The sequence below is a fragment of the Nonomuraea sp. NPDC003707 genome (assembly GCF_053587055.1).
Genome location: NZ_JBSFNK010000023.1, coordinates 145,870 through 167,998, shown reverse-complemented (window position 1 = coordinate 167,998; position 22,129 = coordinate 145,870). Strand labels below are relative to the sequence as shown.

The 22,129-nt window shown below is 71.6% G+C and carries 17 protein-coding genes; 9 read left to right on the top strand and 8 right to left on the bottom strand.

Features of this window, described 5'->3' with window-relative positions; all coding sequences use genetic code 11:
• The first annotated feature begins 28 nt into the window (after positions 1-28).
• The 6 genes from ACWDRB_RS43345 to ACWDRB_RS43320 all read left to right on the top strand — a co-directional run bounded on the left by ACWDRB_RS43345 (position 29) and on the right by ACWDRB_RS43320 (position 7,758).
• The gene (locus ACWDRB_RS43345) at positions 29-1,498 is read left to right on the top strand and encodes a zinc ribbon domain-containing protein (RefSeq protein ID WP_449904142.1); all 1,470 of its coding nucleotides are present in this window, start codon (positions 29-31) and stop codon (positions 1,496-1,498) included.
• Positions 1,498-3,213, top strand: a complete 1,716-nt coding sequence (locus ACWDRB_RS43340) for a serine/threonine protein kinase (RefSeq protein WP_449904141.1) — start codon at positions 1,498-1,500, stop codon at positions 3,211-3,213. Before ACWDRB_RS43345 ends, ACWDRB_RS43340 begins: the two co-directional genes overlap by 1 nt.
• A gap of 70 nt (positions 3,214-3,283) precedes the next feature.
• On the top strand, positions 3,284-3,940 hold the full coding sequence (locus ACWDRB_RS43335; RefSeq protein ID WP_185072735.1) for a response regulator: 657 nt from the start codon (positions 3,284-3,286) through the stop codon (positions 3,938-3,940).
• A gap of 70 nt (positions 3,941-4,010) precedes the next feature.
• Positions 4,011-6,086, top strand: coding sequence for a DUF6421 family protein (locus ACWDRB_RS43330; RefSeq protein WP_449904138.1), 2,076 nt, complete (start codon positions 4,011-4,013; stop codon positions 6,084-6,086).
• Positions 6,083-6,712, top strand: coding sequence for an SDR family NAD(P)-dependent oxidoreductase (locus ACWDRB_RS43325; protein WP_350728684.1), 630 nt, complete (start codon positions 6,083-6,085; stop codon positions 6,710-6,712). The genes ACWDRB_RS43330 and ACWDRB_RS43325 overlap by 4 nt, the downstream gene beginning before the upstream one ends.
• Positions 6,709-7,758: a threonine aldolase family protein gene (locus ACWDRB_RS43320; RefSeq protein ID WP_350728685.1), complete on the top strand. Its 1,050-nt coding sequence runs from the start codon at positions 6,709-6,711 to the stop codon at positions 7,756-7,758. The genes ACWDRB_RS43325 and ACWDRB_RS43320 overlap by 4 nt, the downstream gene beginning before the upstream one ends.
• Positions 7,759-7,779: 21 nt before the next feature.
• On the opposite strand, the gene ACWDRB_RS43315 is transcribed toward ACWDRB_RS43320, so the two are convergent.
• Together ACWDRB_RS43315 and ACWDRB_RS43310 are read right to left on the bottom strand one after the other, a co-directional pair.
• Positions 7,780-9,201: a phytoene desaturase family protein gene (locus ACWDRB_RS43315; protein ID WP_397371408.1), complete on the bottom strand. Its 1,422-nt coding sequence runs from the start codon at positions 9,199-9,201 to the stop codon at positions 7,780-7,782.
• An 8-nt stretch (positions 9,202-9,209) separates the two neighbouring features.
• Positions 9,210-9,845 carry a DUF305 domain-containing protein gene (locus ACWDRB_RS43310; RefSeq protein ID WP_397371407.1) on the bottom strand — a complete coding sequence of 212 codons (636 nt, stop codon included), beginning with the start codon at positions 9,843-9,845 and terminating at the stop codon, positions 9,210-9,212.
• 128 nt (positions 9,846-9,973) lie between these two features.
• Here ACWDRB_RS43310 and ACWDRB_RS43305 point away from each other — a divergent pair, with 128 nt between their 5' ends.
• On the top strand, positions 9,974-10,687 hold the full coding sequence (locus ACWDRB_RS43305; protein WP_449904133.1) for a DUF3105 domain-containing protein: 714 nt from the start codon (positions 9,974-9,976) through the stop codon (positions 10,685-10,687).
• A gap of 135 nt (positions 10,688-10,822) precedes the next feature.
• On the opposite strand, the gene ACWDRB_RS43300 is transcribed toward ACWDRB_RS43305, so the two are convergent.
• Together ACWDRB_RS43300 and ald are read right to left on the bottom strand one after the other, a co-directional pair.
• A complete protein-coding gene (locus tag ACWDRB_RS43300; protein WP_350728689.1) occupies positions 10,823-11,326 on the bottom strand; it encodes an EF-hand domain-containing protein in 504 nt (167 codons plus the stop codon).
• A gap of 73 nt (positions 11,327-11,399) precedes the next feature.
• A complete protein-coding gene (gene ald / locus ACWDRB_RS43295; RefSeq protein WP_449904130.1) occupies positions 11,400-12,515 on the bottom strand; it encodes an alanine dehydrogenase in 1,116 nt (371 codons plus the stop codon).
• A 148-nt stretch (positions 12,516-12,663) separates the two neighbouring features.
• On the opposite strand from ald, the gene ACWDRB_RS43290 reads away from it, so the two are divergent.
• On the top strand, positions 12,664-13,605 hold the full coding sequence (locus tag ACWDRB_RS43290; RefSeq protein WP_449904127.1) for an excalibur calcium-binding domain-containing protein: 942 nt from the start codon (positions 12,664-12,666) through the stop codon (positions 13,603-13,605).
• Here ACWDRB_RS43290 and ACWDRB_RS43285 read toward each other — a convergent pair.
• The 3 genes from ACWDRB_RS43285 to ACWDRB_RS43275 form a co-directional block, all read right to left on the bottom strand.
• Positions 13,602-14,981: an NCS2 family permease gene (locus ACWDRB_RS43285; RefSeq protein ID WP_449904124.1), complete on the bottom strand. Its 1,380-nt coding sequence runs from the start codon at positions 14,979-14,981 to the stop codon at positions 13,602-13,604. The genes ACWDRB_RS43290 and ACWDRB_RS43285 overlap by 4 nt on opposite strands.
• A 61-nt stretch (positions 14,982-15,042) precedes the next feature.
• Positions 15,043-15,276 (bottom strand): EF-hand domain-containing protein, encoded by a 234-nt coding sequence (locus ACWDRB_RS43280; RefSeq protein ID WP_357729518.1) that lies wholly within the window; start codon positions 15,274-15,276, stop codon positions 15,043-15,045.
• Positions 15,260-17,464, bottom strand: a complete 2,205-nt coding sequence (locus tag ACWDRB_RS43275; RefSeq protein ID WP_449904121.1) for a molybdopterin cofactor-binding domain-containing protein — start codon at positions 17,462-17,464, stop codon at positions 15,260-15,262. The genes ACWDRB_RS43280 and ACWDRB_RS43275 overlap by 17 nt, the downstream gene beginning before the upstream one ends.
• A 95-nt stretch (positions 17,465-17,559) precedes the next feature.
• Here ACWDRB_RS43275 and ACWDRB_RS43270 point away from each other — a divergent pair, with 95 nt between their 5' ends.
• Positions 17,560-19,053, top strand: a complete 1,494-nt coding sequence (locus ACWDRB_RS43270; protein ID WP_449904118.1) for a PucR family transcriptional regulator — start codon at positions 17,560-17,562, stop codon at positions 19,051-19,053.
• On the opposite strand, the gene ACWDRB_RS43265 is transcribed toward ACWDRB_RS43270, so the two are convergent.
• Positions 19,028-21,859: a BTAD domain-containing putative transcriptional regulator gene (locus ACWDRB_RS43265; RefSeq protein WP_449904115.1), complete on the bottom strand. Its 2,832-nt coding sequence runs from the start codon at positions 21,857-21,859 to the stop codon at positions 19,028-19,030. The genes ACWDRB_RS43270 and ACWDRB_RS43265 overlap by 26 nt on opposite strands.
• Between the last annotated feature and the right edge of the window lie 270 nt (positions 21,860-22,129).

Here is a 22,129-nt window from a genome sequence, read left to right as displayed (position 1 = left end):
TGGTCCTAGACCTGCGTTGGGAGCGGAGATGGCGCGCCTCACAGCTCTTGCCGGTGGCGTCGCGACGGCACTGGTGCTGATCGCGATGCCGGCCGCGGCTCACGAACACCCGAGCGGGATCACCGACCTGGTGACCCCGGCCGTGGTGCGACTGGAAGCCGTGTCTCATGTGGAGATCACCCTGCTCGACCACATCGGCGAGCTCAAACATGTGGAGCGGTCCTACGACATCCCGTTCGCCGCGGGCACGGGGACCGTCGTCAACCCCGACGGCACGATCGTCGCACTCAGGCGCCTGGCCGTGAACCCCAACGACGTCGCGATCTACGCGGCGAACAAGGTCTTCGCCGAGCACCACAAGGTGAAGATCCCCCTCGACTACGAGAAGCACAAGCTCAAGGACGACCTCCTCAACCACCACCTGGCGGAGTGCTACCCGCCGAAGACCGACACCGCCACCTGCATCATCAACGTGACCACCGAGATCACGGCCTATCCCAACGTGTCGCCGCCGACCCCCAACGGCATCAAGGTCAAGTGCATCAAGGCCGGCCCGACGCCCGACAGCCCCGCCGTGCTGGTGCCGGTGACCCCCATGACCGGAGGCGTCGGCATGCCCACCGCGCCGCTCGCCGACCAGGTGCCCGAGCAGGAGGGCGCGCCCACCAACCTGGCGGGCTTCCTCGGCCGGCCGGGCCCGAAGGTCCTGGAGACCGTCGAGATCGCCCACCTGGGCAAGGGCGGCGGGGGCGGTGACAACGGCAGGCCGTTCGCCGACCCGGAGAAGAAGGTGGACGAGCCGGTCAAGCTGGGCGGCCTGGCCGACCAGGGACTCATCGGCGCCCCCGTGATCGGCGACAAGAACGGCCACGTCATCGGCCTGCTGGTGGGCGGCGGCAAAGAGGGCAGGATGATCGGCGTCAGGGAGATCAACGGCATCCTGGCCGCCGCCAAGGTGGCGCCGCGCAGAGGCGCGATCGACACGGCGTTCGAGGCGGCGCTGACCCGCTACCACACCAAGTACTACACGGAGGCCGCGCCCGGCTTCCAGCGCGTGCTGGAGCTCTATCCGGGCAACGTGGTGGCCGCCAAGCTGCTGAAGACCTCGCTGGAGAAACGGGGCGGGCCGGAGGACCAGGGCACGAAACAGGTGGCGGCCACCACCACCCGGTCGACCCCGCTGTGGCCGTTCATCGTGGCGGCCGGAATCCTTTTCATGGCGGCCGCGGGCGGGGCGTATCTGCTGTGGCGCCGCCGTGCTCCTGAAAAGGTGACAGAGCCGCCAGAACCACCGGGGGCGGCCGCGCCACCGCTCGACGACGGGGCCAACCAGACCGTGGTCGTACGGCGGTCGCAGGCGTTCCCCATGGTCCCGCAGCAACAACAGCAGGTGATGACCGCGCCGAACCCGGCGATCAAGTACTGCACCTCGTGCGGCATGCGACTCGGGCCCGCGCATCGCTTCTGCGGTTACTGCGGCCACCCCATCGAGACGTGATGCCATTGAACGAAAGATCGCTCATCGGCCAGGAGGTGGCCGGGTACTACATCGAGGACATCGTCGGCAAGGGCGGCATGGCCGTGGTCTACCTTGCGCTCGACCCCAGGTTGAGCCGCCGGGTGGCGCTGAAGATCCTCAACCCGGTGCTCAGCGTCGACGACCGGTTCAGGCAGCGGTTCATCCTGGAGTCCAGAACGGTCGCCAGCATCGAGCACCCCAACATCATCCCGATCTACGAGGCCAACGCGGACGCCGACGGCGTCCTCTACATCGCCATGCGCTACGTCGACGGGCTCGACCTGCGCCGGCTCATCTACGACCGCGGACCGCTGCCGATCGCCCAGGCGAACCAGGTCTTCGCCCAGGTCGCCGCCGCCCTCGACGCCGCGCACGCGCACGACCTGATCCACCGCGACGTCAAACCGGCCAACATCCTGATGGCCGGCGACCACGTCTACCTCACCGACTTCGGCATTACCAAGCACCGCTCGTCGATCTCCGGGCTGACCCAGACCGACCAGTTCATCGGCACGCCCCGCTACATGTCGCCCGAACAGATCAACAAGGAGCACATCGACGGCCGCGCCGACCAGTACGCGCTGGCGTGCGTGGTCTACGAGGGGCTGTCGGCGCGGCTGCCGTTCCAGCGCGAGAACGACATCGCCCTGCTCTGGGCCCACCTGGCCGAGCAGCCGACGCCGCTGTCGCAGCTCAGGCCCGACCTGCCCGCGCAGATCGACGCCGTGATGATGCGGGCGCTGGCCAAGGCGCCCGAGCAGCGTTACGCCACCTGTACGGAGTTCGTGACCGCGCTGCGTGACGCGATCAGCGGGTACCAGGCCGACCCCATGAGCGGCCCCACCAGCGGGCCGCACCTCGTGCCCCGCCAGGGTCCCCCCTCCGGACCGCACCCGGCCCCGTACCCGGCGCCCGTCCCGGGACCCACGACCGGACCCACGACGGGCCCAACGACCGGCCCTCCGACCGGCCCCGCCTCTGGGCCCACCTCAGGCCCGCGTCCCGCGCCCGTCCTGGGGCCCCCGTTCACGCCGATCGGGTCGGACCGGGCCCCCGCGCCCCCCACGCATCCGACCGCGCCCAAGAAACGCCCGGGACGCGTCCCGATCGTGGCCACCACGCTGGTCGCCGCCGTCGCGGCCCTCGCGCTCGTCGCCATGATCATCATGAACCACCGCGGCGACACCTGGTCCCGCTACAAGACCAGCGCCGCCGCGCCGCTCACGTTCGAGTACCCGGGCGACTGGACCGTGCGCACCCACCAGGACCTGTTCGCGGTGGTCTCGCCGCACGCCCAGGAGTTCGAGTCCCTGTTCGTGGCCGGCCCCGGAGCGGACTGGTCGGCGATCTCCCAGGTCGTCGAGGACGACCCCGACTCCGCCTCGGGCGTCTACGTCCAGGTCTCCGACACCCTCGACGCCGGCGGCAACTCCGAGCAGATGAAGGCCAAGATGGAGGCCCTGCTGCCCGGCCAGGTCGACGTCGGCAAACCCGTGCCGGACCAGGCCGGCACCAGCCCCGCCACCCGCTTCGACGGCTCCCTGCACGACCCCGCGTCCGGCACCAGGCTGGGCTTCGTCAGCTACGTGATCGACCGCCAGCCCAAGACCATGCTCGTGATGTACTTCTGCGCCAAGGCCACGTGCGACGACGCCACCCAGACCCGCATCCGGCAGAGCGTCCATGTGTCGTGACTTGTGACTCACTTGCGTGCGGCTTGGCCTGGGTGTTCAAGGCGGGTGCCCGGCGTCTACCCTCCGGCTTGTGGGCATTCGCATAGTCATCGCCGACGATCAGGCGATGGTCAGGGCCGGGCTGCGCATGGTCGTCGACAGCGACCCCGGCATGGAGGTGGTCGGGGAGGCGTCCGACGGGCGCGAGGCCGTCGCCGTGGTCAGGCGTACGCGGCCGGACATCGTGCTCATGGACATCTCGATGCCCCGGCTCGACGGGCTGGCCGCGGCCAAGGAGTTGCTGGACGACCCGTCGCCGCCCAAGGTCATCACGCTGACCACGTTCGACACCGACGAGAACCTCTACGCCGCGCTGCGCGCCGGCACCAGCGGGTTCCTGCTGAAGGTGTCGCCGCCGGAGCAGCTCCTGGAGGCGATCAGGGTGGTGCACGCGGGTGACGCGCTGCTCGACCCGGCCGTGACGAGCCGGGTGATCGCCACGTTCGCGGGCCGGGCCGAGCCGACGCCCTCGCCCCGGCTGGCCGAGCTGACGCCGCGCGAGCTGGAGGTGCTGCGGCTGCTGGCGCGCGGCCTCACCAACGCGGAGATCGCCGGAGAGCTGTACGTGGGGGAGGCCACGGTCAAGACCCACGTGGCGCGGGTGCTGATGAAGCTGTCGCTGCGCGACCGGGCGCAGGCCGTGGTCTTCGCGTACGAGACCGGGGTGGTCCGGCCGGGTGCCGCCTGAGGGTTTGGCGGTACATGGAGCATCATGTGTATATTTTCCGTCAGAAGGCGGTAGATACAGGAGATATTTCATGCAAGCGTTCCCTCGGGTGCTGTTCGACGAGGCTCACAGCGAGTCGTGGACCGTCCGGCGCGAGGTGGCCGAGGCCATCAACCCCGCCCATCCCGACGACAACAGCTACGCCCGCGCGGCCGGGCTGCTCCGGCATCTGGGGCACACGGTCGGCGCCCACACGGCTGGCGCGCTCACGCCCGAGACGCTCGCCGAGCAGGATGTCCTGGTGATCGCGCACCCGTCGGGAGAGCGGTGGGAACGTACCATCGGGCAGGGCAGCCCTCTCTTCACCGCCGCCGAGCTGGACGCGATCGAGTCCTTCGTCATCGACGGCGGCGGGCTGGTGGTGCTGGCCGAGGAGGAGCAGGACAAGTACGGCAACAACCTGCGTGAGCTGCTCGGGCGGTTCGGGGTGGGCGTGGCGCACACCACCGTGCGCGACCCGAAGAACGCGCACCGGGACGTGGCCACCTGGGTGCTCGCCGAGCCCGCCACCACCTCCGGCCTGCTCGCCGGGGTCCGCACGGCCTGCTTCTACCGCACCGGCGTCCTCACGGTGGCGAGTGAGGGCGCGGGCGAGGGCGAGGTGCTGTTCGCGACCTCGCCGACCGCAGACCCGGCGGGCGCGCCGCTGGCCGCCGCCGTCCGGTACGGCAAGGGGCGCGTGGTCGCGTTCGCCGACTCCGACCTCTTCGGCGACGACTCCATCGAGGACTACGACCACCGGCGCCTCTGGGGGAACGTGGTCACCTGGGCCGCCCGCGTCCCGGACGCCGGCGGCGCCGCCGGGTCGCGCGACGAGGCCAAGGCGGCCGGGTTCGCCCGGCTCAAGGCGGCCGTCGAGGAGCTGCGTCCGCTGCAGGTCAAGGACGGCTCGGTGCCGGAGGAGAAGGAGCGGGCGAAGGCACTGGTGGCCGAGATCGGGACGCGCCTGGGCGAAATATCGCCATATTTCCCGCATGACGCCGCGTACCTCCAGGCCGTCCAGGCTGACCTGGCGAAGTGGGCCGAGCAGGACCTCGGCGTGCCCGACTTCCTCGACTCGCTCGACCTGTTCCACCCCGACACCCAGCGCGAGGACGGGCTGGAGCACGTCGTGGTCTTCCCCATGTACACCCAGAACGGCAACCCCGCCCGCAACCTGGAGGCCGTCTGGATCCGGACGATCTGGCCGGACTGGCTGGCTGGGCTGGAGGCGGGCGGCTACGACAACCCGATGTTCGTGCCGATCGCGTTCGAGGACTTCACCTCCGGCTACGACACCCACTCCGCCGTGCTCTTCCCCGAGACGGTCGCGGTGCGGCAGGCTCCGGCACGCTTCACCTGGGGCGGGATCTTCGCCGACCGCGAGGCCGCCAGGTTCAGGCGGGTGTCGCAGGCCGCCGCCGAGACGCTCAAGCTCGACCTGCCGCCGGACGCGGCCAGGCTGCTGGCCTCGCAGCGGCTCGCGCAGGACACGTTCGTGCTCTGGGACCTGGTCCACGACCGCACCCACAGCCACGGGGACCTGCCATTCGACCCGTTCATGATCAAGCAGCGGATGCCGTACTGGCTGTACTCGCTGGAGGAGCTGCGCTGCGACCTGACCGCGTTCGGGGAGGCCGTCAAGCTGGCGGCCCAGGGCGTGCCGCACGCGCGGTACGTGCAGGTGGCGATCCTGTTCGACCGGCTGTTCAGGTTCCCGATCACCGGGGAGCGGGTGCGGAACTACGACGGGCTCGGCGGGCAGCTGCTCTTCGCGTACCTGCACCGCAACGACATCGTGCGCTGGACGGACAACCGGCTCACGATCGACTGGGAGCGGGTCGCGGACGGGGTCGCCGACCTGCGGGGCGAGGTCGAGAAGCTGTATCGCGACAGCATCGACCGGTCCAAGCTGGCGCACTGGCTGGCGGCATACGAGCTGGTGGGCGCGTACGTGGCGCCGCATCCCGGCTCCGTCTGGGCCAAGGGCGTCCAGGCGCTGCCGGAGGAGCAGAAGGCCAAGGTGGACGCGGTGCTGCCGGACGAGTTCCCCCTGAGCATGTTCTACGAGGCACTGCGCCGTAAGCTGGGCGAAGTGGTCGAATCGACTAAGGGACTTCGCGCATGATCATTCTGGTTACGGGTGCTGGAGGGCCGACGGGGGAGGCCGTTTCCGAATATTTCCGGAAAAATGGTCATACGGTGATCGGGGTCGACAAGGAGGACGTCGACCTGCTCGACCGTACCGCCGTACAGGGCCTGGCCGACTGGATCGAGCGCGATCACGGCCGCGTGGACGGCGTGGTGCACCTGGTCGGCGGCTGGCGCGGCGCCGGCTCGTTCGCCGAGACCAGCCTCGACGACTGGGACCTCCTGCACGACCTGTTGATCCGCACGCTCCAGAACGTGTCGCTGGCCTTCGAGCCGCTGCTGCGGGACAGTGACAACGGCCGCTTCGTGATCGTCTCGGCCAAGGCGGCCGAGCGGCCCTCCGCCGGCGGCGCCGCCTACGCGGCGGCCAAGGCGGCGGCGGAGGCGTGGACGCTCTCCCTCGCCGACGCGCTCTCCGGCACCGGCAGCGCGGCCACCATCCTGGTGGTCAAGGCCCTGGTGAACGACGCCATGCGGGCCGAGAAGCCCGCCGCGAAGTTCGCCGGCTTCACCGACGTACACGACCTCGCGGAGGCCATCGGCGGCCTCTACGACCGCCCCGCCGCCGAGGTCAACGGCACCCGATTGGACCTTACTGCGTGACTTCCCGGCACGACCCCCGGCTCAAGGCGTTCGCCAGCGACAACTACGCCGGGGTACACCCCGAGATCCTCCAGGCCATCGCCGCCGCCAACGGCGGTCACCAGACCGCCTACGGCGAGGACGTCTACACCGAGGCCATGGCGGAGGTCTTCAAGCGGCACTTCGGCGAGCAGGCGCAGGCCTGGCCGGTCTTCAACGGCACCGCCGCGAACGTCGTCTCCCTCCGTTCGATGACCGCCCACTGGGAGGCGGTCATCTGCGCGGAAAGCGCCCACATCCACACCGACGAGGGCGGCGCGCCCGAGGTGGCGGGCGGCATCAAGCTGCTCACCGTGCCCACGCCCGACGGCAAGCTCACGCCGGAGCTGATCGACCGGCAGGCGTGGGGGTTCGGCGACGTGCACCGGGCGCAGCCGCGCGTGGTGTCCATCTCCAACACCACCGAGCTCGGCACCCTCTACACGGCCGACGAGATCGCGGCGATCTGCTCGCACGCCCATGACCTGGGGCTGCTCGTCCACCTCGACGGCTCCCGCCTCACCAACGCCGCCGCCGCCCTCGACGTCCCGCTGCGGGCCCTCACGACGGACGTGGGGGTGGACGTGCTCTCCTTCGGCGGCACCAAGATCGGGCTGCTGTACGGCGAGGCCGTCGTCGTCCTCAACCCGGCCGCCGCCAGCGGGGTCGACTACATCCGCAAGACGTTCATGCAGCTGTCGTCGAAGATGCGCTTCGTGTCGGCGCAGTTCGAGGCGCTGCTGTCGGGCGACCTGTGGCTGCGCAACGCCCGCCAGGCCAACGCCATGGGCCGGCGCCTGGCCGAGGCGGTCAGCGGCATCCCGGGGGTGACGCTCACCCGGCCGGTGGAGGCGAACGCGGTCTTCGCGATCCTGCCCCGGGACGTGACGGAGCGGCTGGCCAAGCGGTTCCGGTTCTACACGTGGAACGAGGCGACGGGGGAGGTGCGGTGGATGTGCGCCTTCGACACGACGGAGTCCGACGTGGACGCCTTCGCCGCCGCCCTCACCGACGAAATGCACCCCTGACCCCTGCGCCGCCGGTGGTCGTTATGGCTTGGCGGGGGTGGCCTGCAGGGCGAGGCGGGCCGCCTGCCAGCCGCCCATCCCGTGTACCGACGGGCCGGGTGGGGTGGAGGCCGAGCACAGGAAGACGCCCGGCAGCGGGGTGCGCCACGGCGCCGGCGACCAGACGGGGCGGCGGAGGAACTGGACCAGGCTGGTCAGGCCGCCGGTGATGTCGCCCCCCACCAGGTTGGGGTTGGCGGCCTCCATCGCGGCCGGGCCCATCGTGTGGCGGGCCAGGACGCGGTCGCGGAAGCCGGGCGCGTACCGCTCGATCTGGGTCTCGATGGCGTCCGTCATGTCCACCGTCGAGCCGGCGGGCACGTGGCAATAGGCCCAGAACGTGTGCCCGCCCCTCGTCGGATCCGCCGCGTACGGCTGGACCGCCAGCACGTACGGCCGGGGCGAGTGCCGGCCGGCGGTCGTCTCCGCCTCGCTCAGCGCGATCTCCTCCAGCGTCCCGCCCAGGTGCACCGTGCCCGCGTCCGCCACCGCCGGATCCCGCCACGGCACCGGCCCGTCCAGGGCCCAGTCCATCTTGAAGACGCCGGGACCGTACCGGAAGCGGGCCAGCCGCCGCCGGTAGCCCGCCGGGAGGTCCGCCATCGCGAGGAACTGCCGGGGCGAGACGTCCAGCACGACCGTCGGCGCGGACAGCTCCGACAGCCGGCGCACGCGGTGGCCGGTGACCGCCTCCCCGCCCAGCGACCTGAGCTCGGCCACCAGCGCGTCGGCCAGCACCTGCGACCCGCCCCGCACCAGCGGCCAGCCCGCCAGGTGGGCCAGGGACGCCAGCATCAGCCCGTATCCGGCGGTGATGGGCGCGCGCAGGTCCCGTACGGAGTGGGCGGCCATGCCCGCGATGAGCGCCCGCCCCTCCACGGTCCGGAACGCCCGCCGGGCGAACGTCGTGGCGGGCAGGGCCGCCGCGAGCCCGAACCCGGCCGCCTGCGCGAACGTACGCGGCCCCGTGGCCCGCCACGGGCCGAGCGGCTTGAGGAGCAGGTCCACCAGCGGGAGCCCCGCGCGGGCGGCCGCGCCCACGGTCGCCAGCCACGCGCCCGCGTCGCGGCCCAGGCCCTGGGCGGTGCGGTGGGCGTCGCGGTGCACGAGTACGGCGGGACGGTCGTCGAGCGGATGGGCCACGGGCACCGGAGGATGCGCGAACTCCACACCCGGAAGGTCCAGCGCCCGGAACGCGGGAGACGCCACCGCCATCGCCATCACCGTCGCGCACAGGTCGTGCACCCGCCCCGGCAGCGTCAGCTCGCCGGAGCGCAGCCCGCCGCCGAACCGGTCGGCGGCCTCCAGCAGCAGCACCCTGCGCCCGGCGCGGGCCAGCGTGACGGCGGCGACGAGCCCGTTGGGCCCGGAGCCCACCACGACCGCGTCGGCGTCCCCGTCCACGGCCGGCCTTACTGGGGCTTGAGGATCGACGGGTAGGGCTGCGCGCCGCGCTGCTTGAGCAGCTCGGTCATGAGCTTGATCTCGCCGCTCTGCCCCTGGACGATCTTCTGCGCCATGCTGACGACCTCGGCGCGCGTGGACAGCTTGAGCAGCCCCTCGGCCATCTGCACACCCCCCTCGTGGTGGCGGATCATCAGCTGCAGGAACAGCACCTCGGCCTGCGTGCCCTGCGCCTCCTTGAGCTGGGTCAGCTCCTGCGGCGTGGCCATGCCGGGCATGGAGCCGGGCGCGGCCCCGTTGGCGGGCGTCGCGGTGCCGCCGTGGCCGTGGCCGGCCATCCAGGCCATCGGCTTCTGGTCGGTGGCCTGGTCGAGACCCCACTGCTGCAGCCAGCCCAGGAACATGCCGCGCTGGTTGGCCTGGGTGTTGATGATGTCGAAGGCCAGGTTTCTGATCTCCTTGGCCGGGCCCTTGTCCCTGACGATGAACGACATGTCCACGGCCTGGGCGTGATGCGTGGCCATGTCGCGGGCGAACCCGGCCTCGGCCGAGGTGTCGCCGGGCGTGCCGTCACGGCCGAACAGGAAGAATGCGGCCACGGCGAGCACGAGCACGCCGCAGGCGATCAGGATGGGTTTACTCACGGGCTTTTCCATGGCCCGTCCAGCGTACCCACCGATGGCGTCGTGATCGGACGCTTATAAGCGCCTTATTCTCCGCATACGCCGGGAGGCAATAGGGTGACCGGAGTTGGTACGCCGATGGAGGAACGATGACGAAGGAGAAGGCGCAGGCGAGGCGCGAGCATCTTGCGAAGATGCGGGCCGAGCAGAAGCGCAAACAACGCCGCGCCGCGCTGCTCATGTGGGGGACGGGCGGTCTGATCATCGTGGTGCTCGTCGGCGTGGTCGGCTTCTATCTGGTCAAGCAGGCCAGGGAGACCTCGCTGGACGCCGTGGCCAGTTTCAAGTACGAGGCCGGGCAGCACGTGTGGAACGCGGTCACCTACAAGGAGAACCCTCCGGTGGGCGGCCAGCACAACAACTACTGGCAGGCGTGCTCGGTCTACGACAAGCCCATCCACAGTGAGCACGCCGTGCACTCCATGGAGCACGGGGCCGTCTGGATCACCTACCGGCCCGACCTGCCCAAGGCGCAGGTCGACAAGCTGAAGGAAGTGGCGTCGTCCACGGGCCAGCAGGACTACATGCTGGTCAGCCCGTACCCCAACCTGCCCGCGCCGGTGGTCGCGTCGTCGTGGGGACACCAGCTCAAGCTGAACGACTCCGCCGACCCGAAGCTGGGGGCGTTCATCAAGAAGTTCCAGAACGGTAAGGACACGCCGGAGCCCGGCGCCACGTGCGGCGGCGAGGACGCCATCACGACGACGGCCGACCAGGCGCCGCTGCCGCCGGAGCCGAAGGCCAACCAGCAGCAGCCGCCGATGGAGACCATCTCGCCGACGCCCAGCCAGTCGCAGAAGTAGCCCGCGCGGGGCCGGTGGGCATCGGCCGGAGCCGGGAACGGCGGTACGCCGGAGGGGCGGGTGGGTGGCCCCTTCGGCGGCGTGGCCGCCCCCTCGTGGGTGTGGGAACTCCGGCCGACGCCCGTGACGGGGCTCTCACACCCCGTCGATGAGGAGGCCCTGACGGGCGCGCGAGTACTCCTCGAAGGAGATGCGGCCGTCACCGTCGGCGTCCACCCGGGAGAAGGCCGCGGCGAGGTCGGTGTCCGCGCGGTTCCAGACGGTGCGGAAATCCTCCATGGTGATCCAGCCGTCGCCGTCGCGGTCCGCGACGGCGAAGGTGGCCCGGGTGATCGGCGCGAGCACGGCTTCGAGCGCGCCCGTGCGTACCAGCGACTCGAAGGACGTGACGTACTCCTCCTTGCTGATCCGCCCGTCGCGGTCGGTGTCGAGGGCCCGGGCGTGGGTGTCCCAGGCGTTGAGGAACGCGTTGACGACCGCCTCGGCCTCGGGAGAGTCCGCGCGCACGCCGGTCTGCTCCAGCCGCCGCTGGGCCAGCGACAGGTAGTCGTATCGGGTCAGGAAGCCGTCGCCGTCGGCGTCCAAGTCCTTGAAGTTGCGCTCCGCGCTCTCGCGGAAGCTGCTCTTCTGCGCCATCATGACTCCGATCAGTTACTCTAAGTAGTCTAGCGCTACTTAGCGTAACTCGCGCCGGATGTGATGGACAGAAGGCTCACGAAAGAGCGTGTTCGACGGGCGTCCACTCCAGACCGTGCGCCTCGGCCACCGGGCGGCTGGTCAGGTGGCCGTCGTAGGTGCTCAGGCCCAGCGCGAGCGCCGGGTCCTCGCGCATGGCCCGCTTCCAGCCCAGGTCGGCGATGGCCAGCGCGTACGGCAGCGTCACGTTCGTCAGCGCGAACGTCGAGGTGTGCGGCACCGCGCCGGGCATGTTGGCCACGCAGTAGAAGATCGAGTCGTGCACCCGGTACGTGGGCCGCTCGTGCGTGGTCGGCCGGGAGTCCTCGAAGCAGCCGCCCTGGTCGATCGCGATGTCCACCAGCACCGAGCCCGGCTTCATCCGGCTCACCAGGTCGTTGCTCACCAGCGTCGGCGCCTTGGCGCCGGGCACCAGCACCGCGCCGATGACCAGGTCGGCCTCCGTCACCGCCTGCTCGATCTCCAGGGTGTTGGAGGCGACGGTCTGGCAGTGGCCCTGGTAGATCAGGTCGGCCTGGCGCAGCTTGTCGATGTTGTTGTCGAGCAGCAGCACCTCGGCCTGCATGCCGAGGGCGATGGCGGCGGCGTTCATGCCGGACACGCCGGCTCCGATGACCACGACCTGCGCCGCGCGCACGCCGGAGACGCCCCCTATCAGCACGCCCCTGCCGCCTCCCGAGCGCATCAGGTGGTACGCGCCCACCTGCGGCGCCAGCCTGCCCGCCACCTCGGACATGGGCGCGAGCAGCGGCAGCGCCCGGTCGGCCGTCTGGACGGTCTCGTAGGCGACGGCGGTGCTGGCGGAGTCGAGCAGGGCCTGCGTGCAGGGCCTGGACGCGGCCAGGTGCAGGTACGTGAACAGCACCTGCCCCTTGCGCAGCCGGTGGTACTCCTCCGGCACCGGCTCCTTCACCTTCATGACCATGTCGGCGGCCGCCCAGACCTCGTCGGCGTCCGGGACCATGACGGCCCCCGCCGCGGCGAAGTCGTCGTCGGGGATCGCGGAGCCGACGCCTGCCCCCTGTTCCACGAAGACCCGATGCCCGTGGCGCACGAACTCGTGCACTCCGGCCGGGGTAAGGGCCACCCGATATTCGCTGTTCTTGAGCTCTTGCGGAACACCGACTTTCATGGCCGAACTCTTCTCGCTCTTGTGCGCTTACGCCTCCATTCTTCCTCTCTCCCCCGAATAGGTGAGGATTATCGGGCTGATTACCCCGGTGCCGCCGTACCTCGATAGGCTCACCGGCAGTCCGAACGTCAGGATGGGATCGCCATAGATGGACAAGCCGGAAGAGCCGCCACCCGCGGACCCCGGGGAGCCGAAGGCCAGCAAGGCCACCACCATCTTGCTGATCGTCTCGCTCGTGCTCGTCGTGCTGGTCGCGGGAGTGGTTGGCTCGATCGCCGTCCTGATGACCAAAAATCCCGACACGCCGCTCCTGGGTGCCGCGCCGGCGCAGCAACTGGCCGTGCCCATCCACTTCGCCCCCGTACGGGAGGCCAAGGCCGCGCCGTGCCCCGGCGCGGAGGCCGTGCTCGACCAGGAGCAGAAGAACTGCTACTTCCTGGAGGACGGCGTCACCGTCGACGCCGTGCAGCGGATCGAGCCGGTGCGCGAGAAGGACGGCCAATACTCCGTGCGCATCGCGATCGCCCCGCGGTTCAGGGAGCGCCTGGTGCAGCTCATCGACGAGCTGGTGCCCGACCAGCGGCAGGTGGCCATCGTGCTGGCCCCCGCGCAGCCTGACGCGCCCAAGGTCGTGCTGGCGGCGCCCGTCGTCACCCAGTACATGGACGGCGACAGCATGAGCATCTCGGGCTTCGAGAAGGAGGAGGCCGACGCGCTGGTGACCCGCCTGCTGGGCACCACGCCGGGCGCCTCCACGCAGCCCACGGACCCCGCCTCGCAGCCGCAGCAGCCCGGCGGCACCCCGCCGCAGAACAACCAGACCCCTCCCGGCCAGCAGAACAACCCTCCGGGCCAGCAGAACACCACCCCCGGCACCGCCACCACCCCGGGCACCAACCCCGCCGCCACGGGCCCCGCCACGGGCCCCGCGTCGGGCCCGCGGCGCACCCCCGACAAGCGCTACGCCGGCTGCAAGGAGGCCGTGGCCGCCGGGGACGGCCCCTACTACAAGGGCACCCACGAGGAATACTCCTGGTACGTGGACGTCGACGGCAACGGCGTGGCCTGCAACAGCGGCGACATGCGCTAACCGAACAGCTCCTCCAGCCCGTCGATCGCGAAGTAGGCCACGAAGATCAGCGAGACGATCCAGAGCAGCCACGGGATCTCGGAGAAGCGCCCTCTGGCGGCCTTGACGAGGGTGTAGGCGATCACGCCGGCGCCCACCCCGTTCGTGATCGAATAGGTGAACGGCATGAACGCGATCGTCAGGAACGCCGGGATGGCCACGTCCAGCTCGTCCCAGGGCACGTTCCTGCTCTGCGTCATCATCAGCGCCCCGACCAGCACCAGCGCGGGCGCGGCAGCGGCGGCGGGCACCACCGAGGCCAGCGGCGTGAACAGCAGCGTCAGCCCCAGCAGCGCCCCGGTCGCCACGCTGGCCAGACCGGTCCGCGCGCCCTCGCCGACACCCGCGGCGGACTCGACGAAGACGGTGTTCGCCGAGGAGCTCACCGAGCCGCCGATCATGCCCGCCACGCCGTCCACGGTCAGGATGCGGCCCAGCCGGGGCACCTGGCCCCGCTCGTCCACCATCCCGGCCTCGTCGCTCACGCCGATGATCGTGCCCATCGCGTCGAAGAACCCCGACAGCACCAGCGTGAACAGCACCACGGCCGCCGTCAGCGCCCCCGCCCTGCCGAACCCGCCGAACAGGTCGAACGCGCCCACCAGCCCGAAGTCCGGCGCCGCGACCAGGCGCTCCGGCACGTGCGGCGTGACCACGCCCCACGACCGGGGCGAGACCTTGGCGACCGAGTTGACCAGGATGGCCAGGGCCGCCGTCACGACGATGCTGATCAGGATCGCGGCCGGGGTCCTGCGGACGAACAGGACGATCATCAGGAGCAGGCCGAAGCAGAACACGACGACCGGCCAGCCGACGAGGTGGCCCGTGGCGCCGAGCTGCACGGGCGTGCCGGTGCCCCGCGTCACGAACCCGGAGTCCACCAGCCCGATCAGGGCGATGAACAGCCCGATGCCCACGCTGATGGCGTGTTTGAGCGCGAGCGGGATGGCGTTCATGATCAGCGTGCGCAGGCCCGTCACGGCCAGCACGATGATGACGAAGCCCTCCAGCACCACCAGGCCCATGGCCTGGGCCCACGTCATGTGCGGCGCGGCCTGGTAGGCGACCACCGCGTTGAGGCCGAGCCCGGCGGCCAGGCCGAAGGGCGCGTTGCCGACGAAGGCCATCAGCAGCGTGGAGACGGCCGCGGCGAGCGCGGTGGAGGTGGTGAGCTGGGCGATGGAGAGCCGGGCGCCCGTGACGTCCGTGGCGCCGGCCAGGATGATCGGGTTGAGCAGGATGATGTAGGCCATGGCCACGAACGTGGTGACCCCGCCACGCACCTCGCGGCCGACGGTCGTCCCCCGCCCGGTGAGCTCGAAGAAACGGTCGAGCACCCGCCATCCCCCTTCGCATGATCAAGGGGGATGGCGCATAGCTACCCGGCGGGTGAGGAGATCACGCCTTCTCGTGGCGCCCGTGACCCACGAGCCCCATGAACTCCTCCAGCCCGATCGTCCCGTCGCCGTCGTTGTCGGCCGACTTGATGAACGCCTCGATCTCGCTCTCGGACGCGCCCTGCCCGCCCAGCGCCTCGTTGGCCCGGCGGATCTCGTCGGCCGTCAGCAGGCCGTCGCCGTCAGTGTCGAAGCGCCGGAACTCCGCCTCGGCCGCTTCACGAGCGCTTGCCATCGGATACCCCCATTGTCGATCCGTCATCAAACAACGCGATATCTTCTGGCCTAATCGGAACCCGAGTCAACCGCAGCCCGGTCGCGGCCCGCACGGCGGCGGCGACGGCGGGGGTGGAGGAGAGCGTCGGGGGCTCGCCCGCGCCGCGCAACCCGTACGGCGCCGCCGGATCCGCATTTTCCAGGATCTTCATCTGCATCGGCGGCATGTCGAGGATCGTGGGGATGAGGTAGTCCGTGAACGACGGGTTCAGCACCCGGCCGTCGCGGACCTGGATCTCCTCCATCAGCGCCAGCCCGAGCCCTTGCGCGGACCCGCCCTGGATCTGGCCCTCGAGGGCCTGCGGGTTCAGGATGCGGCCCACGTCCTGGACGGCGGCCAGCTCGACCACCTTGACCAGGCCCAGCTCCACGTCCACGTCCACGACGGCCCGGTGCACGCACAGGGCGAGCTGGGTGTGGGAGTCGCCCTGCCCGGTGATCGGGTCCATCGGGTACGTGGGGCGGTGCCGGTACTCGCGCGTCTCCTCGATCGGCCCGAACTTCTCCAGCGCCTCCTCCGGCGGCAGCCCGTTGAAGCGCTTGTGCACCGCCTCGCAGGCGGCCCGCACCGCTCCGCCCGTGACGTACGACTGGCGCGAGGCCGACGACGAGCCGGCCGAGCCGACGGAGGTGTCGGCGGTGGCCACGGTCACGTTCGCGATGCCCAGCTCGGTGCGGGCGATCTGGGCCTGGATCGTCACCAGTCCCTGGCCCACCTCGGCGGCGGCCGTGTGCACGGTGACGTGCGGCTCGCCGCCCACCAGTTCGGCGCGGACCCTGGCCGTGGAGTAGTCGTCGAAGCCCTCGGAGAAGCAGATGTTCTTGATGCCGACGCCGTAGCCGATGCCGCGGCGCACCGACTCGCCGTGCGTGGTCTGGGACACGCCCCCGGGCATCGACCGCAGGTCATCAAGGGGTTCCGACGGTAGCGGCATCGCCTCCAGGTCCCGCAGCATCTCCGCGAGCGGGGCCGGAGAGTCGATCACCTGGCCGGTGATGAGGTGGGAGCCCTGGGAGACGGCGTTGCGCACGCGGATCTCCACGGGTGACAGGCCGCACGCCTCGGCCAGCCGGTCCATCTGCGACTCGTACGCGTAGCACGCCTGGACCGCGCCGAAGCCGCGCATCGCGCCGCACGGCGGGTTGTTGGTGTAGACGCCGGTGGCGTCTATCTGCACGTTCTCCACCTCGTACGGCCCCACGCCCAGCGACGCGGCGTTGCCGACCACGGCGGGGGAGGAGGAGCAGTACGCGCCGCCGTCCAGCAGGATGTCGGCCTTGACGTAGACCAGCTTGCCGTCGCGGGTCGCGCCGTGCTCGTAGCGCATCCGGGCCGGGTGGCGGTGCACGTGGCCGAAGAACGACTCCTCCCGGCCGTACACGATCTTCACGGGCCGGTTCAGCCGCAGCGCCAGCATGCACGCGTGCACCTGCATCGACAGGTCCTCGCGGGCGCCGAACGCGCCGCCGACGCCGGACAGCGTCAGGCGCACCTTGTCCGGGGGCAGGCCGAGGCAGGGGGCGAGCTGGTCGCGGTCCACGTGCAGCCACTGGGTGGCGATGTAGAGGTCGACGCCGCCGTCCTCGGCCGGGACCGCCAGGCCGGACTCGGGGCCGAGGAAGGCCTGGTCCTGCATGCCGACCTCGTACTCGCCCGTGACCACGACCTCGGCCTCGAACGTGTCTCCCCGCCGCACCGGCTGGTGCCGCACGAAACGCCGGGACCGGCGGGGGTCGGTCACGGCCTCGCGCACCTCGTACTCGACCACGATGGCCGCCGCCGCCCTGCGCGCGGTCTCGGGGTGGTCGGCGGCGACCACCGCCACCGGCTCGCCCTGGAAGCGGACCTGGTCGATGGCCAGCACGGGCTGGTCCTTGTGGTCGAGCCCGTAGAACTTCTCGCCCGGCACGTCCTCGTGCGTCAGCACGGTCAGCACGCCCGGGATCTTCAGCGCGGGCCCCACGTCGATCGACCGGATCCAGGCCGACGGGTGCGGGCTGCGCAGCGTCGCGCCCCACACCATGCCGTCCAGCCACAGGTCGGAGGCGTAGGCGAACTCGCCGGTCACCTTCAGCGTCGCGTCGGGCCGCCGCGCGCTCTCACCGACCCCCGCGCCGTGCAGGGTCGTGTACGCGGTCTCCGTCATCTTCCGAGTAGAGCACCGCCGCCGCGCCGGATCCTATGCGCGTCGCGTGAAATCCCGGTCAGCGGTTGGCCTCGGCGCCTTGTATATTCCTCCAAGTGCGCATCTCTGACCTGCTGGCCATCGACGAACTGCGCCTGACCCTGCTCGCCGGCGACCCCTCGCGCGAGTTCGGCACCGTGCACATCACCGACCTGCCCGAGCCGGGGCGCTACCTGAGCGGCGGCGAGCTGGTGCTGTCGGGGCTGATGTGGTGGCACGAGCCGGGAAACTCGGCCAGGTTCGTGGCGGCGCTGGTGGAGGCGGGGGTCGCCGCGCTGGGCGCCGGGCAGGCGTGGCTGGGCCACGTCCCGGCCGACCTGGTGGCCGCGTGCGAGGCCGCCGGTCTGCCGCTGGTCGAGGTGCCGACGGAGGTGTCGTTCCGGACGCTGACGGAGCTGGTCGTGCCGCGGCTGGCCGGCGACGTGCGCGACGCGCTCGGCCGCCACCGCAGGCTGGTCGCGGCCATCGCCGAGGGTGCCGACCTGCGCGAGCTGTTCGCGCTGACCGCCGCCGAGCTGGGCGTCACCGGCGCCGTGCTGTCCGCGTCGGGCGAGGTGATCGTGGGCGCGGCCAGGGATCCCGTACGGCTGGCGAGGGCGTACCTGACGGCGCCGCGGCTGCCCGCGCGCGTCGGCGACCACACGATCTTCGCGGTCGGGCGCGGCCACCGGGCCGCGGGCTGGGCGCTGGCCTGCGACGGCGACCTGATGGGCCGCGCCGACCTGGGCTACGAGCTGGCGTCCTGCGTCGGCCTCGAACGCAACCGCATGGAGGAGGGCCGCCGGGTCGAGCGCCGTCTGACCGAGCAGCTCATCGTGGCCGCGCTGGCCGAGTCCGACGCGGCCGAGCTCAACGCCAGGCTGCGGACCTGCGGGATCGACGCGGCGGCGCCATACGCCGTGGTCAACGCCACCGCACCCAGGCAGGGCGCCACCCGCGGGCCCGACCCCGCCACGCTCGGCGGGCAGGTCGTGGAGGAGCTGCTCGGCCGCGAGGTCGTGGCGGCGGCGGGCGCGGACGGCGCGATCGCCGTGGTGCCGCTGCGCGAGCGCACCACGGCCGAGCTGGCCGACCGGCTGCGCGCCGGGGCGCAGGTGCTCGCCGCCCTGCCCGACACCCGCCTGTGCGTCGGCGTGAGCGGCGCGCTGACCGGCGCCGGCGCCGTCAAGGGCGGCGTGGAGGAGGCCGGGCACGCCAGGCGCTTGGCCGAGGCCCGCGCCGGGGGAGTGGTCACCAGCGACGAGATCTACACGCACGCCCTGCTGCTGGCCACGGTGCCGGGAGACGTGCGCCGCTCGTTCACGGCGCGGCTGCTGTCGCCGCTGCTCGACTACGACCGGCGGCACCAGTCCGAGCTGGTGCGCACGCTCGGCATCTTCCTCGACTGCGCCGGCTCGTGGAACGCCTGCGCGGAGCGGCTCCACGTGCACGTGAACACGGTCCGTTACCGGATCCGCAGGATCGAGGAGCTGACCGGGAGGAATCTGGCGACCATGGCCGACCGGGTCGACTTCTTCCTGGCGCTCAGGGACACGGGCCCGCCCCGCTAGCCCCCCGCGCCTCGTCCACGGCCGCCTTCTCCTCCCTCAGCCGCCGCTCCCAGCGGGCGTGGCCGAGCCCGCCCCCGCCGGCCAGGGCCTCGTCGACGTAGGACAGGGCCCGGCCGGGATCCTTGAGCATCCGGTACGCCCGCGACAGCCCGATCAGGCAACGCACCTTCCCGATCCGGTAACCGCTCGCCTCGAAGAGCTCGCGGGTCCTGAGAAGGTGCGGCAGGGCCTGCTCCGGGTCGTCCAGGCCGAGGTAGGTCTCGCCGAGCGCGAGCCGGCTGTTCGCCTCATGGGTGGCGTCGCCCGCCTCCTCGGACTCGGCCAGCGCCTCGTGCAGCGCCTCACGCGCCATTTCCGGACGTCCCATGCCGAGGTGGGAGTGCCCGATCATCAGCAGCGCGTACCGGATCCCCACCTTCGCGCCGATGCTCTTGGCCAGGGCGAGCTGGCGCTCCGCCCAGGGCAGCATCTCCTCGTAGCGTTCGCCCGAGTTGTAGGCGTTGGCCACGTTGCCCAGCGCGCGCATCTCGCCGAAGGCGTCGCCGATCCGCCGGGCGAGCTCCAGCGAGGACAGCTGGTGGGCGACGGCCTCGTCCGTGTGTCCCGTCATGCGCAGGGCGTTGGCGATGTGGCCGTGCGCGACCAGGGCGCCGGCCTCGTCACCGAGGCGCTCGCTCACCCGCAACGCCAGCGTGTTCAGCTCCTTCATCTCCGCCATGTGGTAGGCCCGCTCCTGGGGCCAGATGAGGCCGAACGTGAGATTGACGCCGAGCCGGGCGATCGCGTCGTCGGGGGAGTTCATGGCCTGCACGGCCGCGGCCGACAGGACGGCCTCCTCCTCGCGCAGCCACGCCTTCGCCTCCTGCGCGGTGCGGACCTCGTGCGGGACCGCGTCGAGCGGGGCCGCCGGCTGCGTCCGGTGCGGGTCGCTGACATGGCTGGCCAGGCGCGTGGAGGCGGCGTAGTACGACAGCGCGCGGATCAGCGGCCCGCGCCGGTCGGCGGGACGCAGCTCGCCGGCGAAGAGGCGGACGAGGTCGTGCAGCTGGTAGCGGCCGGGGGCGGCGCGATCGAGCAGGTGGGCGTCCACCAGCCGCTCCAGGGCCGCTTCCGCCTCGCCGGACGTGACGTCGGCCAGCGCCCCCGCGACCTCCGCGGTCATCTCGGGCACGTGCAGGAGCCCCAGCAGCGACAGCATGCGCGCGGCCAGCCGGTTCACGGGGCGCGAGCCGCGTTCGAGCGCGGTGTGGCTGGCGGCCAGGCTGGAGCGGACCGCCAGGTCGCCGGTCGCGAGCTCGTGCAGCCGGGTGCGCTCGTCGCTCAGCCGGGAGGCCAGCGCGGAGACGCTCCAGTCGGGGCGACCGGCCAGGCGCGCCCCGGCGATGCGCAAGGCCAGCGGGAGACCGTCACACAGGCGCACGAGCCTGGCCGTCTCGCCCGCGTCGGCCGAGATCCGGCTCGCGCCGGCCAGGTTGGCCAGCATCGTGGCCGACTCCGCCGGCGACATCCTGGCGAGCTCCAGCTGGACGGCGTCCTCGCCCCAGCTCATGGTCTCCCGGCTGGTCACGAGCAGCGTGTTGCCGAGCGAGGCCGACAGCAGCGGCCGGATCTGCGCGAGGTCGGCGGCGTCGTCCAGCACGACCAGCACCCGCCGGTCGTGCAGGCGGCTGCGCCACGCGGCCGCCGCCTCGTCCAGGTCGGCCGGCACGAAGGTGGGCGGCACGCCGAGCGCGCGCAGGAACCGCCCGAGCAGGTCGAGCGGGGTGAGCGCGGGCAGCTCGGGCGTGGCGCCCCGGCAGTTGACGTAGAGCTGGCCATCGGGGAATTGGTCCATGGCCAGGTGGGCGACGTGGGCGGCGAGCGCCGACTTGCCGACGCCCGGCGGCCCGGTGATGATCAGCAAAGGGCTCGGCGAGGTCGCGAGCCGCTCCTTCAGCCGCGCGATCTCCGCAAACCTGCCCACGAACTCCGCCAGCGGCCTGGGTAACTGGTGCGGCGTCTCGTGAGGTGCCGGCGCGCTCGGGGCGGGTGCCGCATCGGCCCGCAGCACCATCTCGTGGCACCGGCGCAACCCCTCGCCGGGCGACAGGCCGAGCTCCTCGGCGAGCAGGACCCGGCCTTCCTCATAGACCGTCAGGGCCTCGGCCGGGCTGCCCGAGCGGAACAGGGCCGTCATGAGCAGCTCGCGGACCCGCTCGCGCAGCGGGTTGCGGCGGGTGAGATGGCGCAGCTCCTCGACGATGTCCCGGTGGCGGCCCAGGCGCAGCAGGCTCTCCGCGCGCAGCTCCAGGGCGGCGAGCCGGAGCTGCTCCAGGCGGTCGCGCTCCGTCTCCGCGAACGGGCCGGACAGCCCGCTCAGCGCGGTGCCGCGCCACATCGCCAGGGCCTCGTCGAGCAGGCGCACGGCCTGGGGGTCGTCACCGGCGCGCCGGACCCGCCTGGCCTCCTCGACCCTCTCGGCGAACAGCAGCGCGTCCACCTGGGCGGGCTCCACCCGTAAGACGTAGCCGGCCGGGGTCCCCGCCAGCACCCGCGACGGCTCACGCCGCCCGCGACCGGGCTCGAAGGCCCGGCGCAGCCCGGCGATGTAGGTGTAGACGCTCTGCTCGGCATTGCGCGGGGCGTCCTCGCCCCAGATGCCGGCGATCATGTGGCTCATGGGAATGGGCCGGGCCACGGCGGCGGCCAGGATCGCGAGGGTGGTCTGCTGCCTGGCGGGCCCGAGATCGACATGCTCTGCGGCCGTTCCGCGATGGAGCTCCGCGGTCACCGCCCCCAGCAGGCGAATGAAGATCCCCTCGCCCACACGACCTCCTTGACTCGCCCTCGAACCGCGTCAACAGGGCAGCGTAATCAAGATCGTCGTTCCGTGAAGGCTTGCGGGACCGCTGTAGATCGAATGTAGACGTGGCCGATAAATTGCATAACAATCCGTGCCCGCCGGGCAGCAGGCCACATGACCTGACTGACCGGCGACTCAGGCAAGGTCGCCCGGACGGCAGATGGCGGGGCCAAGAGGCCCCTCACCGGCCGGGCCACGGTACGACGGGGCACGGAGTGCGGTGCGTGCCCGGTA